General features: G+C 49.6%; 14 protein-coding genes. 2 read left to right on the top strand and 12 right to left on the bottom strand.

Annotated features, from left to right (window positions below):
- The first annotated feature begins 235 nt into the window (after positions 1–235).
- Complete coding sequence (locus tag BA6348_RS03115) at positions 236–859, top strand: NAD(P)-dependent oxidoreductase (RefSeq protein WP_005828367.1); 624 nt, start codon at positions 236–238, stop codon at positions 857–859.
- Between the two features lie 621 nt (positions 860–1,480).
- Here the strand turns inward: BA6348_RS03115 and pepF are convergent.
- The 6 genes from pepF to BA6348_RS03080 form a co-directional block, all read right to left on the bottom strand.
- A complete protein-coding gene (gene pepF, locus BA6348_RS03105) occupies positions 1,481–3,391 on the bottom strand; it encodes an oligoendopeptidase F (protein ID WP_122952692.1) in 1,911 nt (636 codons plus the stop codon).
- Positions 3,392–3,580: 189 nt separating this feature from the next.
- Entirely contained in the window at positions 3,581–3,886 is a 306-nt protein-coding gene (locus BA6348_RS27930; protein WP_025846312.1) for a hypothetical protein, read from the bottom strand.
- Between the two features lie 178 nt (positions 3,887–4,064).
- Complete coding sequence (locus tag BA6348_RS03095; protein WP_241764822.1) at positions 4,065–4,841, bottom strand: Ig-like domain-containing domain; 777 nt, start codon at positions 4,839–4,841, stop codon at positions 4,065–4,067.
- Between the two features lie 105 nt (positions 4,842–4,946).
- Positions 4,947–5,156: a DUF951 domain-containing protein gene (locus BA6348_RS03090; protein WP_005828358.1), complete on the bottom strand. Its 210-nt coding sequence runs from the start codon at positions 5,154–5,156 to the stop codon at positions 4,947–4,949.
- A 19-nt stretch (positions 5,157–5,175) separates the two neighbouring features.
- Complete coding sequence (locus BA6348_RS03085) at positions 5,176–6,069, bottom strand: mechanosensitive ion channel family protein (protein ID WP_005828356.1); 894 nt, start codon at positions 6,067–6,069, stop codon at positions 5,176–5,178.
- Positions 6,066–6,347, bottom strand: coding sequence for a putative Se/S carrier protein (locus tag BA6348_RS03080; RefSeq protein WP_005828354.1), 282 nt, complete (start codon positions 6,345–6,347; stop codon positions 6,066–6,068). Before BA6348_RS03080 ends, BA6348_RS03085 begins: the two co-directional genes overlap by 4 nt.
- A 216-nt stretch (positions 6,348–6,563) precedes the next feature.
- Here BA6348_RS03080 and yyaC point away from each other — a divergent pair, with 216 nt between their 5' ends.
- A complete protein-coding gene (yyaC, locus tag BA6348_RS03075; RefSeq protein ID WP_122952693.1) occupies positions 6,564–7,169 on the top strand; it encodes a spore protease YyaC in 606 nt (201 codons plus the stop codon).
- A gap of 81 nt (positions 7,170–7,250) precedes the next feature.
- Here yyaC and BA6348_RS03070 read toward each other — a convergent pair whose 3' ends face one another.
- The 6 genes from BA6348_RS03070 to noc form a co-directional block, all read right to left on the bottom strand.
- Positions 7,251–8,150: a diacylglycerol/lipid kinase family protein gene (locus BA6348_RS03070; RefSeq protein WP_026557679.1), complete on the bottom strand. Its 900-nt coding sequence runs from the start codon at positions 8,148–8,150 to the stop codon at positions 7,251–7,253.
- A 572-nt stretch (positions 8,151–8,722) separates the two neighbouring features.
- The gene (locus BA6348_RS03065; RefSeq protein ID WP_005828347.1) at positions 8,723–9,433 is read right to left on the bottom strand and encodes a DUF554 domain-containing protein; all 711 of its coding nucleotides are present in this window, start codon (positions 9,431–9,433) and stop codon (positions 8,723–8,725) included.
- Positions 9,434–9,456: 23 nt separating this feature from the next.
- Positions 9,457–10,611: an aminotransferase class V-fold PLP-dependent enzyme gene (locus tag BA6348_RS03060; RefSeq protein WP_005828345.1), complete on the bottom strand. Its 1,155-nt coding sequence runs from the start codon at positions 10,609–10,611 to the stop codon at positions 9,457–9,459.
- 15 nt (positions 10,612–10,626) lie between these two features.
- On the bottom strand, positions 10,627–11,472 hold the full coding sequence (locus BA6348_RS03055; RefSeq protein ID WP_005828344.1) for a ParB/RepB/Spo0J family partition protein: 846 nt from the start codon (positions 11,470–11,472) through the stop codon (positions 10,627–10,629).
- Positions 11,469–12,227, bottom strand: coding sequence for a ParA family protein (locus BA6348_RS03050; protein ID WP_007779793.1), 759 nt, complete (start codon positions 12,225–12,227; stop codon positions 11,469–11,471). Before BA6348_RS03050 ends, BA6348_RS03055 begins: the two co-directional genes overlap by 4 nt.
- A 1,775-nt stretch (positions 12,228–14,002) precedes the next feature.
- Positions 14,003–14,848, bottom strand: coding sequence for a nucleoid occlusion protein (gene noc / locus BA6348_RS03045; RefSeq protein WP_007779796.1), 846 nt, complete (start codon positions 14,846–14,848; stop codon positions 14,003–14,005).
- Positions 14,849–15,380: the final 532 nt, after the last annotated feature.

Raw genomic sequence — 15,380 nt, 5'->3', positions numbered from 1 at the left:
TCCCTTGTCATCGTCCTAACATCCTTTTAAGTATATAGATTTGGATTTAAGAATACAATTGTCTCCTTGTGGCAACTTTGGGCCCTGACAGGAAGCTCACCGTGCTGTCGGAATGTCCCCCTTTCCACTTCCACGATAGCTGATGGTGGTGGGACAAAAAAAGAAATGCTAGACTTACACTAGCAAAAAAACTGTTGACCCGATCACTCATTCATGTTCATGAGGTGAATACATAATGAAGCTTTTGCTTTTCGGCGCCACCGGCCGCGTCGGCAGCCATATTTTACGGCACGCGCTGGCAGATGGCCATGAAGCTACGATTTTGGTGCGCTCTGCGGACAAGCTCCCCCAGCCTTTGCCCGAAAACGTGCGCGTGCTTACGGGAAACGTCTTGAATGAACAGGACGTCAAACTGGCGATGCAGGGCGTCGATGCCGTTATCAGCGCCCTTGGCACAGATGGCACGACCACACTGTCGGAGGGCATGCCGCTCATCCTGCATGCCATGAAGCAGGAAGGCGTCTCCCGAATTGTCACAGTAGGCACAGCGGGAATTTTGCAAAGCAGAGTCTCCCCCGATTTGCTCCGCTACCAGTCCAGCGAATCGCGGCAAAAGCTGACCAGGGCCGCCGAGGAGCACCACAAGGCGTACTTGCTCCTGCAACAATCCGGACTGGACTGGACGATTGTGTGCCCGACCTATTTGCCTGACGGCAGCTACACAGGCAATTACCGGGTCGAGGCCGATTACTTGCCTGCAGATGGCATGCAAATTTCCGTTCCCGATACGGCGGAGTTTACGTACAGGCAGCTCGGCAGTTCTGATTATTTGCGTGTACGGGTAGGGATTGCTTATTAGTTACCGTTTGAATGAAGCACGAAACCTTTTCCTTTTTTTCCGTCCTATTAAATAGCTCAAAATGATGTGTCACTTTATGTGGGAGGGAAAATGATAAAAAAACTTTTGCTAGTATGCGCGAATAGCATCATCGCCATATGGTTCTTTCTCCTTTGGTGTAACAAGATGCTGCTTGCCAGTGATATTCCCATAAACATCAGTTATGAGGAGATGAAAAGCGAAATTATTGCCATTCTCGTTTCTACAGCCATTGCTGTCCTTTACGTGAAACTGACTCCCGGCAACCCACTATATTATTTCCTTATATTTCCTACCTTTCTTTGGGGCTTTTCCATGACTCAATCATTCATGTACAACTATCACAAATACGATACGATCATGGCTATTACCGGATTTCTTTGCAGTACGTTTATTTGGATTGTTTTATTTTGTACGGCTAGACGTACAGCCACGTCCCCGTAAATACGGTCCTAACAAGAAAAACGTTCTTGTTCTTGTTTCTTCGTGGCATAAGCTATTGTGTCACAGTTCGCAGCTGAAAAGTCCTTTGATTGCCCAAAAAAGGCTCCCTGCCGCTTACAGACAGGGAGCCTTTGCTTTGTTTATGCAGCGCTAAACGCTTTACTTTTCGTTCACCAGTTTTTCCAGCTCATTCAAAGTCTCTTCAAAAATCTCCATAGCCTGCTCGATCGGCTTCGATGTAGACATGTCTACGCCCGCTGCCTTCAGCACCTCGATTGGCGGAGCAGAGTTACCCGCTTCAAGGAAGTTTTTGCGGATGCGGTCAACTGCCGGCTGTCCTTCATCCAGGATTTGTTTCGCCAGCGCCTGGGACGCCGCAAAGCTCGTAGAGTATTGGTACACGTAGTACTTATAGTTGAAGAAATGGGAAACGCGCGCCCACTCCATCGCGATTTCCTCGTCGGAAACCATGTCTTTGCCGTAGTACTTTTTGTTGATGTCGAGGTAGATTTTTTTGATCGCCTCGGCGTTGAGCGATTCTCCTGCCTGCTCCTTGTCGTGAATGGCTTTTTCAAACTCGGCAAATTGCGTTTGGCGGAACAAGGTCGAGCGGAAGTTCTCCAGGTAGTGGTTCAGGAGATACATTTTCTCTTCCTTCGTCTTCGCCTGCGCGTACATGCTCTTGAACAGCAACGTCTCATTCATCGTGGAAGCCACTTCCGCCGTAAAGGTCGGATAGTTGGACGAAATGTACGGCTGATTCTTGTTCGTGTAGTACGACTGCATCGCATGGCCCATCTCGTGGGCGATCGTGTACACGTCATCGAGCGTGCCCTGATAGTTCAAAAGCACGTACGGATGCGTATCGTAGGCTCCCCACTGGTAAGCGCCGGTGCGTTTGTCGTCGGTGGAATAGACATCTACCCAGCCGCCATCCAGTCCTTCCGCCAGCACTTTCACGTAATCGTCGCCCATGGCTTTCAATCCGTCGGCGACGATTTTTTTTCCTTCCTCGAAGGAAATGTATTTGTCGTCGGATGGAACGATCGGCACATAGATGTCGTACATGTGCAGCTCCTTCACTCCGAGCATTTTTTTCTTCAAGGCAATATAGCGGTGCAGCAGCGGCAAGTTGTCGTTGACCGTGTCGATCAGCTCATCGTACACCTTGGTCGGGATGTTGTTCGGCGTCAGGCTCGCTTCCAGCGCAGAGTTGTAGTTGCGTGCCTGCGCGTAGAAATTGTCTGCCTTCACTTTTGCTGCCAGTGTCTGTGCGAACGAATCCTGGAAGTCAATCAAGGCGCTGTAGTATGCCTTGAAAGCATCCCTTCTCACACGCTGGTCCTTGCTTTCCATATACGAAATGAAGTTGGCACGCGTCAGTTGGACTTCCTTGCCTTGCTCATCCTTGATTTTCGGGAACTTCACATCTTTGGACAGCATGCTGTAAATGTTGGTTGGCGCATTGCCCAGCGGAGAGGATTTTGCCAGCAGCTCCTCCATCTCTGTGGAGAGCGAATGCGGCTTGGTTCTCAGCATGTCCTCAATGAAAAGCTTGTACGGCGCCAAAGACTTGTCAGCGAGCAAGCTCTTCATTTTCTCATCCGGAATGGCAACGATTTCTGGCTGGAGCCATGCCGTTTTTTCCGAAACAAGCGTGTACATTTTCTCGGCGCGGTCTGCCAGCTTCTGCAGCTCAGAGTTGGCCGAGTTTACGTCCAGCGACATGTTGGCGTACACATACGCCTTGTCGTTGAGCCGCATCATGTCCACGTAATCATCGAAAGCAGCGAGCATCGCCGCAGCAGAAGTCCCCAGCTTGCCCTGGTGCTTGGTAAAAGCATTCGCCAAAGCCTCCACCTTGACTACGTCTTTTTCCCAATCCTGAACAGTCGGGTAAATATGATTCAGTTTCCACTTATATTGGTCTGGAATTTCAGCGCGGGTCTGATAATTTGGCTTTTCCGCAGCAAAAGCGACTGCCGGCGTGCTGTACGGAATAAATGGTACCGATACGGCCGAAAACGCAATAGCCAAAGCTGTAACTGATGCAAACACTTGCTTTTTCAAATCTCAATCGCCCCTTTTCCTTACTCTTTATCTTTTCCAATTTCTAGTTAGTGTAATTACGTTGTTGCACGTCCAAATTCCTTCTTATTAAGAAAAATATTTTAAATATTTACTAACAACAGTCAATTTATCCAGAGAAAATTCAGATTTGTGGATAATTTTGTGGATAACTGTCTATCCACAGCTTGTTTATTCCCAACCCCCTTTTCCGTTTTGCATTTTTCGACAAAAAGTTGTCCACATTTTCTGTGGATAGAGTGTGAATAACTTATTTTCGTCGGAACCAGGGCATTCGCCCATACCCATTTTCATGTTCCTACATAGCATGAGTATTGAAACTAGGGTAGGAGGTGTTAGCAAGTGGGTCTCTTTAACGGCTTCGACGATTTCGCGCTGATCCTGGTTCTTTTCATCCTTCTCGTAATCGTAGGTTGTGACTGCGACTAAGCTTCCCGCTGCCATCCGGCCTATCTGAAGGTAAGCTTGCACGACCATGCATCTTACCTTCCCCATTCCACATAGATCATTGACTGGCTACGCAGCCGACGGAAAATGATCGGTCATAACCTTAAAGTACAATCACCGGGAGATACATCTGATCGTACAAAAAGGAAAAAAGGATGCGCCGCTTGCTACGGGTTGCATCCTTTTTTTATCCACAACCAAACTTCCATTACTTCGCGCCACTCGTGAAACTCGACCATTGTGACTTATTCACATTGCCCGCCTGATCTTGCAGCAGGCCGCCAGCGAGACTGACCTGATAGCTCGTATGCGGCTGCCATTTTCCTTTTGGCTTGATCGACAGCATTCGCTTGCTCTTGTTCCAGGTGACGGTATGCGGGACAGCCTGGCCTTTTTCATCTGTCAAGCGCACAAGTCCTGCCGCCGTTTTGCTGGAGAGTGCTCCTCCGCTTGCCAGAGTCACTTCCTCCGCAAACTGCAGCGTCACTTTCTCCTCCAGCTTCACCTGCTTGGCGCCATGACCAGGCAAAATAATCGCCTGCGGAGCAATGTTATCCACGGGCTTTTTTGTCGTGAACGCAGCGGACAGCTCCGGGTTCAGCTCCCCTCGCGCATCCTTCAGCTTTTTGGCGGGCAGTGTGACGCGATACGCTTTTCCCGCCTCCAGGTTACCCACAGGGTCGATCACGATGCTTCTCGCTGTCTTGTTCCACTTGGCTGTGAACGGGACTTTCTTTTTCTTTTCGTCCCCAAGCTGCACGATGGACAGCAACGACTTGTCCGTGATGTCACGCGAATTTGCCAAACGGACCGTCCCGGAAAACGTCAGCGTAATGACAGCGTCTGCTGCTACCTCTGTCGCTTTGTCCGTCGGCGAGACGCTTATCTTCCAGTTGCTTGCGTCCTTCGCCCATGCCGCCTGTGAAAACGCAAGCAGCATCCCCAGCACAGCGATCCATTGCATCCACAACCGTCTGGCACTCATCCTAACCATCCCTTTCGTCTGCGTGGCGAAAGCTTTTGGTCAGCTCCACCACTGTTTACGGACAGTGTAGAAAAAGACAGACGGTTCCTTCAAAAGTTTTTTGCTTTACTCTTTCGGCTCTTCCTCTGCGCGCACCAATATTTTTTTCAGTTTGCGTTCAAATTCAAGACGACCGATCATGACACTGTGGTCGCAGCCCGTACATTTGATTCGCACGTCCATGCCCATGCGAATGACTTTCCACGCATTTGTTCCGCATGGATGCGGCTTTTTCATTTGTACGATGTCCCCCAGCCCAAATTGCTTCCTTTCCATCTCTCTTCTCCCCTCTACTCTATGCTTGGCCTTGTGCCTTGCCCGACATCGCGACGATTTTCGGATACGGAATCTGAATGCCCCGTTTGGTAAACTCGGTGCGAATCATCGCCCGCAGGTTGCGATTGACGCCGTGGTGGGTGTTCGGCTTGCACTCGGCAGTCACCCGCATGACGACCTCAGACGGCCCCAATGCTTGTACGCCCAAAATTTGTGGCTCCGCCACGATATCTGTCAGCTCGGCTTGCGCTTTTGCCAGCACTTCTTTCAGCACTTCTTCAACCTGACCCAGATTTTCCTCGTACGCTACCGAGACATCCACAACAGCCAACGTATTTTGCAGTGAAAAATTGGTCACTTGCGTAATGGTTCCGTTCGGGAAAATAAATACTTCTCCCGTCCAACTGCGCACGCGTGTGATCCGCAGGCCAATCTCCTGTACGGTCCCGGTCATGTTATTGATCGTCACGACATCCCCTACAGCAAACTGGTCTTCAAAAATGATAAAGAAACCAGTGATAATATCGCGCACGAGACTTTGCGCCCCAAAGCCGACAGCCAGCCCGAGCACCCCTGCGCTCACCAACACAGGCCGCAAGTCGATCCCGATCAGTTGCAAGATCATCAAAATCGCCAGGAAATAAATCGTGTACTGAATGATATTGTTAACGAGCACGCGCATCGTATCGACACGGCGTTGATCCAGTTGGAGCTTGCCGCCTCCGTGGCGATGATGAAAAATGCGGTTGACTGTCGCGTGCAACAACGAAACAACGATACGCGAGGCAACGATGATCGCCAAAATTTTCGCCAGCACCATCCCTACAGTTACCCACATGTCGGCATCTGTGAGATAGTCGTAAATTTGGTTGTACAGCTTTTGAAAAAAGCCTTCTGCATTTGTAGTATTCATTCTGTCCTCTCCTTCTGTCTGCCGTATTCGTCAACCTCCTGGTATCGGCCAGCAAACTGACGAAAATATCCTCGAATGACTACTTGCTGCTCTTCCATGATCGTTTTCGCGCGAGAATAGTCGGGCAAAGGAAACTCAATGGAAAGGGCACAGCCAGCCGTTATCTCTTTTGGCGTCGGTCTTGTGTCGATATCAATATCTTCGTACTCCAGCAGCATTTCTGCACGCAAAGCTTGCTGTGTGGAATCAAATGCAATCAGTACAGTCTCTCCTTCCATCCCTCTCCCTCCTTCGCGTCCTTGTTTTCTTTTTCACAAGGCTTTGCTGACGTGCTTCTCTTATTTTACCCGTTCAATTTCCGGCTTGCCAGCTTCGCTGATTTTTCAAAACCTCCACAACCTTCCCATTAGCAGGTATAAAAATGACTTCCCGGTACTATACTGTGAATACTCTTCTATAACGTTTAGGCCAAGTCCGCAAGAGTGGGGGTAGCCATGAGTACATTTGAAAATCTCAAAAGCTGTTCTTTGCCACCTTTTAAAGTGGAATACCGCAGTGAAAACGCAGACGATCATCTGGCTAGACACCTTGCGCAGCGCTTTCGCTTAAAACCGTATGATGAAGACATTGTAATTATATGTATCGGCACAGACCGTTCGACAGGCGACGCGCTTGGGCCGCTCGTCGGAACCAAGCTGCAAACTGCCGCGCCCAGTCATTTGCAAGTGTACGGAACGCTGGACGATCCGGTGCATGCGATGAATCTCAAGGAAAAACTCGATTCCATCCAAACGAACCACCCCAGCGCTACACTGATTGCCGTAGACGCCTGTCTGGGCCAATTCAGCCACGTCGGCAACATCAATGTCATCAGCGGTCCGCTAAAGCCAGGTGCCGGGGTCAAAAAGGAGTTGCCGCCTGTCGGTACGTTTCACATTACTGGAATCGTCAATGTCGGCGGCTTCATGGAGTATTTCGTACTCCAAAACACGCGACTTGCCGTCGTCATGAACATGGCCGAGATTATTGCCTCTGGTTTGGCCAAAGCCGCGACACTCGCTGCTGCGCCGAACCGTTTGGATAGTGTTTTGCACGACTGACCATCTTCCCTCGACCTTTTCAAATCAATAGCCATTTTCTTTGACTTGCCCGGTCCCTCTGCGGATGGCAAGTCTCTTTTTTTAGACGAAAATCACCTGTTGACCGGGAAGCATTTTCACCTGAACGGGGGTTTCCCCCATCAATTCGCCATCGGCATGAACCATGAGCGGCACAGCCGTTTCAATCGTGACCTGGCTCCCGCGGAAAAAGGAAACTTTCGGATGCGTGACATGGGTGCCTGTGTATATTTTCAAAAAGGCGCGCAGCAGCTCTCCCCGGCTTGCATTGCTGACGACGCAAATATCCGTCAGGCCATCGTCGGCGACCGCCATAGGGCAAATTTTCATTCCCCCGCCGTAATTCGGAATATTGGCTGCTGTCACAAGCCAAACTCCCGACTTGTCGATCGTTTGCCCGTCGACCTGCAAGCTCAGATGGCCCGGCTTGAAGTTGCGCAGCTCCCGTAAAACGGAAATGACATAAGCCAGTCCACCCAGTCCGTATCGGTTCAGCCACGCTTTATATTGCGCTGCATCGGTCGCTTTCGCTACTTGCGCATCAAAGCCTGCTCCAATCGAATTTGCAGCAATTCGCCCGTTCATCAGCATCAGATCAATCCGTCTTTCTGCTTTTTCTGACAAAATTCGCTCCACTGCCTCGCTCGGATCGTTGACAATGCCGTGCGCCCGGGCAAAGTCGTTCCCTGATCCAGCCGGCACCAAGCCAAACTTGCATGCTTGTCCGGACTGATAGATCCCGTTCAACACGCCATGAACGGTTCCGTCTCCCCCTATTGCAATGATTTTATTTACTCCCTCTTTTTGAATCAACTCTTTTGCCAGCTTTTCCGCGTCTCCCTCTCCCGATGTCTCCCTCACGGAAAAAACCGCTCCTAAGCCATTTACAGCAGGCTCTATCCTCTCCCATACTCTCTTCCCTTTGCCATTTCCCGCCACGGGATTGACGATAAAACCCACCATTGACTTTCTCTCCCCACAAGACGCTTTCCGTTCTAATGGTCATTATCGCACGACATTTTCTTTTGATGATAGCGGTTTTTTTTATGCCAAACTTACATGTCGCATTCCTTTCGCTCCGTTGTTCCTCGCTGTATGGTTTACAGTGGCATGGCCCGTTCGTCGCGTCAAAAAAAGTAAGTCTCAGCAGCTCCGTTTACTGTTTACTTGGTCTCACACTATTATTGCGAGTTGTTGTGGACAGTCCCTTGAAATCAAATGGCTATGTGTGTGCCTTTTGCAGTAGGTCATTTCAAACGGCACAGCGCACGGCTACCTGTCATGCTCTCTGGTTTCTGGTTTCTTCTTTCTGCCTTTTCCCTTTGTCCTGCTTCATTTCTCTTCCCCACTCTTCCTACTTGCTCCCTAGCTTTTACTCCGAACCCCCGACTCCCCCTACAGCTTTGCCTTTGCCTGCTCCCATCTTTAAAATGTCCGCCCTGAGTTCTACGCGCCCCATCGCCCTGCATGAAAAAAAGACCCCTCCTGCACGCTACCCGCGCACAGAAAAAGTCTTTTCCCGCTATCTTGCCATCTTATAAAAAACTGGACAACCACTGGCTAATCGGAACTCCCAATGCTGCAATCACCAGTGCGGGCAGCATGTTCGCTACATTGATATTTTTGATCTCCAAAATGTTGATCCCAATCGCGATAATCATCAAGCCACCCACTGCCGTTACTTCTGCCAGCATCGCATCGAGCATCGTTTGGCTCACCACACTGTAAATTTGGGTAGCCAGCAACGTCAGCACACTTTGGTACAAAAACACAGGTACTGCTGAAAATATGACGCCAATCCCTAGCGTCGAAGTGAAAATAATCGCGGAAAAGCCGTCCAGAAGCGCTTTGGTGAACAAAATGTCGTGGTTGTTTCGCAACCCGCTGTCCATCGCTCCCAAAACAGCCATTGCGCCGATACAATAGACCAGAGTAGCTGTTACAAACCCGGTGGCAATACTGCCTTTTCCGCCGCCAACCTTCCGCTCCAGCCAGTGCCCCAGACGATTCAAGCCTTTTTCAATCCCCATCAATTCCCCTATAATTGCCCCCAAAACAATGCTGACGATCACCAATAAGAAGTTGCCCGATCCAAGGCTCATCTTGACGCCCAAAATCATCACAGCCAGCCCGATTCCTTGCATGACTGTATGTCGGATCGAATCGGGAATCCTCGTCAAGAGCCTCCCCAACAAAGCTCCTACTATGATGGCGCCAGCGTTTACCAGGGTTCCTAACAAGATCACGTGTGTGTCCTCCTACCGCTACCTTACGAAAACGCCGATGCTATCTCTCTAACAGCGTTCATAAGAGCTTCTACGTCTTTCTCTGTATTGAACATCCCAAAACTGGCCCGCACCGCTCCCCGCTGCTCGGTCCCTGCCGTATGGTGCCCCAGCGGCGTGCAATGATAGCCCGATCTCGTTGCGATTCCGTATTGTTGATCGAGAATAAAGGATACCTCCGATGCATCCACCTGCCCGATGTTGAACGCGATTACTGCGACCCGCTCTGTTTCAATTCCCGGACCGTACACCTCTACTCCAGGAATTTGCTGCAGACCTGTGATCGTTTGCTTGGCAAGCTCCCATTCATGCTGGCGAATGTTTTCCACGCCTTTTTCCAGGACAAATTCGACCCCGGCCAGTAATCCTGCCAAACCGACTGTATTCAACGTCCCGCTCTCGTAGCGGTCCGGACGCGTAGTCGGTTGCTCAATCGCTTCTGATTGACTGCCAGTTCCCCCATGCAGCAACGGCTCCAGATCAATGTCGCTGTGCACATACAATCCGCCTGTCCCTTGTGGACCATACAGCCCTTTGTGCCCGGGAAACGCCAGCATGCCAATATTCATTTCTTCGACGTGAATAGGCAGCACTCCCGCCGACTGCGAGGCGTCTACCAGAAACGTGATACCCTTCTCTTTGGCCAGTTTGCCCAACTCTGCAATCGGCAAAATAACACCTGTCAGGTTGGAAGCGTGGCTTACGACCAGCAGACGCGTGTTTGGCTGGATCGCCTTGGCAAAATCGTCAACATGAAAAAGATGATCGCCTCTAGGCTCGACAAAAGTAGCTTCTACCTGATGGACGCGGCGCATATATTCAATAGGACGTCTCACTGAATTATGCTCCACTGACGAAGAAATCACATGATCGCCCGGCTTTAGAAACCCTTTGATCGCCTGGTTGAGTGCTTGTGTCGCATTTAGATAAAAAAAGAGGTTATTCGGGTTTTGAATCCCAAACAACCGCGACAACTGCACTCGTGTCCGAAACACGGTCTTGCTCGCTTTCATCGCCAAGGTATGTCCACCCCGGCCAGGGTTGGCGGCAAAATCTTCGATGACTTCAGCCATCCGCTCTTTCACGCCGGGTGGCTTCGGCCAAGTTGAAGCTGCGTTATCCAAATAGATGATCGCCATGACTACCTCCTGGACTTACTTCTCATCATTCAGTATCTCAATGATCCGCTGCAAATCTTCCTGCGAATAAAAGTCAATTTCGATCTTGCCGCGTTTCGCGCCTTTTTTAATTTTCACGGCGGTTCCAAAGCGACTGCGCAGCCGTTCTTCCAGCTCAACCAAAATTGGCTCGCTTTTTGCCGGCTTTTTCTTCTTTGTTTCACGTGAAACACTCAACTGTTTGACCAACTCTTCCAGTTGTCGCACGTTCAGCCCTTTTTCCACTACATCCTTCGCAAGCTGCTTTTGCACTTTCTCATCTGAGACACCCAAAAGCGCCCGAGCGTGGCCCATGGACAACTCTGCTGCTGAAACCATTTTTCGAATGCTTTCCGGAAGTTGCAACAGCCGCAGCATGTTCGCTACATGCGGTCTGCTTTTTCCGATTCGCTGAGCAAGCTGCTCTTGGGTATAATCGTGGTGCGCGATCAGCTTTTCATATGCTTCCGCTTCTTCCAACGGATTGAGGTTTTCCCGCTGCAGATTTTCAATCAGCGCAATTTCCATCAACTGCTGATCGGTGTAGGCTTTGACGACTACCGGAACCTGCTTCAAGCCCGCGAGCTTCGCTGCACGCAAGCGTCTTTCTCCCGCTACCAGCTCGTAACCCTTGATGCTTTTCCGGACAATCAGCGGCTGGATAATGCCATGTTCCCGTATCGAGTTTGCCAATTCATCAATAGCCGATTGTTCGAATTCTTTACGGGGCTGATACGGGTTGGGACGAATCTCACTGACGGAAACCTCTTTTACTTGCTCCCCTTCTTCAATGAGATTGGACGTAATAAGTGCATTCAGCCCTTTTCCCAAACCTCTACTCATACCCCTACCACTTCCTTCGCCAAGTCAGAATAAACTTCTGCACCACGCGAGCGTGGATCGTACGTTATAATGGCTTGTCCATGTGATGGCGCTTCGCTCAAACGAACATTTCGCGGAATAATCGTTTTGTACACTTTCTCCTGGAAGTACTTTTTCACTTCCTCAATCACTTGCAGCCCCAAATTCGTGCGTGCATCCAGCATGGTCAGCACGACGCCTTCAATCGCCAATTGCGAATTGAGATGCTTTTGTACCAGGCGAATTGTGTTCAACAGTTGGCTCAATCCTTCCAATGCGTAGTATTCACATTGAATCGGGATCAAGACCGAGTCAGCAGCAGTCAGGGAGTTGACTGTCAAAATTCCCAAGGAAGGCGGGCAATCGATAATGACAAAGTCGTATTTGTCCTTCACAACCTCCAAGGCTTTTTTCAGACGAACCTCCCGGGATATCGTTGGAACCAATTCAATTTCTGCTCCCGCCAATTGAATCGTCGCCGGAATAATCATCAATCCTTCAATCTCGGTAGGCAGAGTCGCATCTACGGGGCTGATGTCGTTAATGAGAACATCATAAATACAATAGCGGACATCGGCTTTGTTTACTCCGATACCACTGGTTGCGTTCCCTTGTGGATCAATATCCACCAGCAGCACCTTTTTCCCCAATGCGGCCAGACAAGCACTTAGATTGACGGACGTAGTCGTTTTCCCGACGCCGCCTTTCTGGTTCGCAACCGCAATGATTTTACCCAACTTCTCCACCTCATTTTTCTCGTGTAGGAAAGCTTGTGATTTTGCCTAGCAAGATACAATCGCCAGCTTTCCGGAACGCCTTCAAGAATATCTGGTTTGTGCCAAAAGACTCGTGATCGGTTATCTTCAACTGCCTATGCTCTGCCTGATCCGGCTGGACCCGGGCAGATTCTTTAACTATCTAAGAACTTTTCAATGTGGGGCCTGTGACGTTGCCTCTGAAATGTGTGTATCAGGTAGCGTTATGGAAAAGCTTTTTGCGGGATGGCGGTTGTTGTTTCCAACCAGGAAGAAGCTTTCGGACAGCTTTTTCAGGCTTCCATCCGTTCCAAACTTCCCCTTCTGAAGCAAAAAGCTGCGCTAGCTTGTCTGTTATACACAAAACGAAACCTCATCGCGAAACAACGACTACCCCAAAACGTAAAAAAAGCTTGGTACTACCCATGTTACCAGATTTATTGCTTGCCCGTACGCTGTTTTTTTGATATTGAGACAATTTGTCCTTAATTTTGTCCGAACAGTTCCGATTGTCCCCTTTTTGCCAGAAAAAGATGCTTCTTACGCAAGCAAAGCTTGGAAAAAACGGTCAAGGCCGCGCATGCAAACTCCCAAAAAGAATCGGTCGTGCAGGTAGTCGGGCACAGTCGTAAGTGCTCGCTGCTCCGATCTATTACTTTTCTCATTCGGATTTGCCCAAAAAGAAAGGCGACCCTGTCGCCACGCCCTTGCCGTTTTTTCGTTTTATGTTTTGATATGTTCTTTTTTTATGGGAGTGGCTTTCTGTTCTCTATTATCTATTATTATAGAGACAGAGGTATAGTGGGGCAGGTGTTGCCGTTCATGCTCTTATGTTGCGATTCTTGGCGTTTTTTCGGACTGTTGGCTTTCTAAAGGGTACGGGACACGATTTGATTTCAACTCGCATGGATTTCGCGAGGTCACGCGGGCGGGCACGACGGCACTTTAGTTCGTAAGCTTTTGCAAAAGCATGATCCGCAGCGTCACTTCAACTCGTTAGGTTTTTGTAAGGACATCGTTTTCAACGGTACTATCGCTCGTAGGCTTTTGGCAATGCCAGATTTACAACGGCATTTCAACTCGTAGGCTTTCGCGAGGACACGATTCACAACGCCATTTCTCGCAAGCTTTTGGCAATGCCATGATTCGCACGCCATTTTAGCTCGTCAGCTTTTGGCAATGCTATGATTCACACGCCATTTCAGCTCGTAACCATTTGGCAAGCCACGGTTCACAGCGCCGCTTCTATTCGAAATCTATTCGTAAGATCACCATTCACGACGGCACTTCAACCCACAATCTTTTCTCACAGCCTTCATTCTCGCCGCCCTTTTAACTCGACAACTTTTGCAACGCTCCGCCCTTAAATCGCAGGCTTAGCGCAAGGGCACGATTCGGAATATCACTTCAACTGGCGAGCTTTTCCCAAGTCTACGATTTTTGACGCTATTCAACTCGCAAGCTGTTTCCCAAGTCCACCATTCACAACGCAACTTCAACTCACAAGCTTTGCGCAAGGCAACGATCAAAACCGCCTTCAAATCGCAGACTTTTTGCAAGGCCGCGATTCTCAATACGTGTTCAACTCGTAGGCTTTCGCTAGGACACGATTCACCATGCCCACAACTCATGACGAAGCCCATCTCGCCCAAAAGCCACTACCCGAAATCGACTACGCCCTTCTTGCAAAAACAGCCCTTCTCATAGAAGAGAAGGCAGCTAAGCCCTTCGCCTACCATACTTCGTACACTTGCTTCCTACTTGTTATTTTTCGGAATCCGAATGGTGAATTGATAAAATTCATCATGGTCTTCCTCGTTCGTCTCTACTGGCAAGCCCGTCTGCATGACCATGTCAATCGACTGGCGCACTGTATTGATCGCGATGCGGGCATCTCTGGAGAATGCTTTCCAGCGCGGTTTTGACTCTTTTTCCGCCTTTGGATTTTCCGCCGCTTCCAGAAGCTGCTTGACGCGCACCTCTGTCTGCTTGACATTCCACTCTCGCTCCAGGATTTCTGCCAGCACTTTTACTTGCAGTTCCGCGTCCTTGAGTGGAATCAATGCTCGCGCATGGCGCTCTGTCACCTGGCGAGTCAACAGCGCATCTTGCACCTCCTGCGGCAAATGCAAAAGTCGCAGCTTGTTGGCGATGGTCGACTGCCCTTTTCCCAGACGCTGCGCCAGACTCTCCTGCGTCAAATCGTGCAAATCGATCAGCTTCTGATAGGCAACAGCCTCTTCAATCGCCGTCAGTCCTTCGCGCTGAAGATTTTCAATCAAGGCAATCGAAGCTGTTTGTGCATCGTTGAAATCTTTGATGATCGCAGGAATTTTCTCCATGCCTAACTTTTTTGTTGCGCGCAAACGCCGTTCTCCGGCAATCAACTCGTAGCGGCCGTCTCTCACCCGGACAACGATCGGTTGAATCAGCCCATGAGTGCGAATCGTTTGACACAGCTCGTCGATTTTCTCGTCATCAAAAACCGTTCGAGGCTGATATGGATTTGGCACAATCTCTTCGACTGGAAGCTGCCTGATTTCTTCATTATCTGTCTTGTCTGTCAATCCAAAAATCCGAGAAAATGAATCCTTCACTGCCATAGAAAAATCCCCCACTTCTACCCGTTCCATCGCGCTAATGTAAAACCACTGCTGCTCTGTGCGTAAAGCTTTCGAGACTCCAGCTCTCTAAGCATCTGCCGAAGAACTGAATGCCAAGCGGCACGGGCTTCTTCATCAGTCATTCCAAGCCTCGCCGCCAAGTCGACGCGACTAGCTGCGCTGCCTTTGCATCATCACCTGCAAAAAGTAATCCTGCGACGCCAAAAGCTGTCTGTAATCAACCGTTTTGCTTAAACAGGCAATCCTGTACAAATTTTTGCGTGGTGAAAACGAAAAACATCCCTCCACGTGAAAAAAAGGTCCTGTCCATTCACATGGCAGAATCTCGGCAAAAAGCTATTTGTCTTTCTGGTGTAAATATCGGCTGGAATTGACTGTTAAAACATATACACATTCGCTAGTCCGCGCGCCTTGCCATTTTGTCAGGCATGACGAAGTGCATCAGCGCCCGCTTCAGGCATTTTTTCGCTAAAAACCCTCCGCTATGCTGCCAGCAGCCGCTCAGAGTTGC

Origin of the sequence: Brevibacillus agri, from assembly GCF_004117055.1 — a bacterium.
GTDB classification, from domain to species: domain Bacteria; phylum Bacillota; class Bacilli; order Brevibacillales; family Brevibacillaceae; genus Brevibacillus; species Brevibacillus agri.
The sequence above is the reverse complement of the archived record's forward strand: the minus strand, read 5'-3'. Positions and strand labels throughout refer to the sequence as shown.

Bases quoted from the DNA above. Each gene is read 5' to 3' on its own strand.
- BA6348_RS03080 (WP_005828354.1), bottom strand. From the start codon at position 6,347: ATGGAAGGAGAGACTGTACTGATTGCATTTGATTCCACACAGCAAGCT.
- BA6348_RS03115 (WP_005828367.1), top strand. From the start codon at position 236: ATGAAGCTTTTGCTTTTCGGCGCCACCGGCCGCGTCGGCAGCCATATT.
- BA6348_RS27930 (WP_025846312.1), bottom strand. From the start codon at position 3,886: ATGGTCGTGCAAGCTTACCTTCAGATAGGCCGGATGGCAGCGGGAAGC.
- BA6348_RS03060 (WP_005828345.1), bottom strand. From the start codon at position 10,611: ATGGCGATCATCTATTTGGATAACGCAGCTTCAACTTGGCCGAAGCCA.
- yyaC (WP_122952693.1), top strand. From the start codon at position 6,564: ATGAGTACATTTGAAAATCTCAAAAGCTGTTCTTTGCCACCTTTTAAA.
- BA6348_RS03090 (WP_005828358.1), bottom strand. From the start codon at position 5,156: ATGGAAAGGAAGCAATTTGGGCTGGGGGACATCGTACAAATGAAAAAG.
- BA6348_RS03095 (WP_241764822.1), bottom strand. From the start codon at position 4,841: ATGAGTGCCAGACGGTTGTGGATGCAATGGATCGCTGTGCTGGGGATG.
- BA6348_RS03085 (WP_005828356.1), bottom strand. From the start codon at position 6,069: ATGAATACTACAAATGCAGAAGGCTTTTTTCAAAAGCTGTACAACCAA.
- noc (WP_007779796.1), bottom strand. From the start codon at position 14,848: ATGGCAGTGAAGGATTCATTTTCTCGGATTTTTGGATTGACAGACAAG.
- BA6348_RS03055 (WP_005828344.1), bottom strand. From the start codon at position 11,472: ATGAGTAGAGGTTTGGGAAAAGGGCTGAATGCACTTATTACGTCCAAT.
- BA6348_RS03070 (WP_026557679.1), bottom strand. From the start codon at position 8,150: ATGGTGGGTTTTATCGTCAATCCCGTGGCGGGAAATGGCAAAGGGAAG.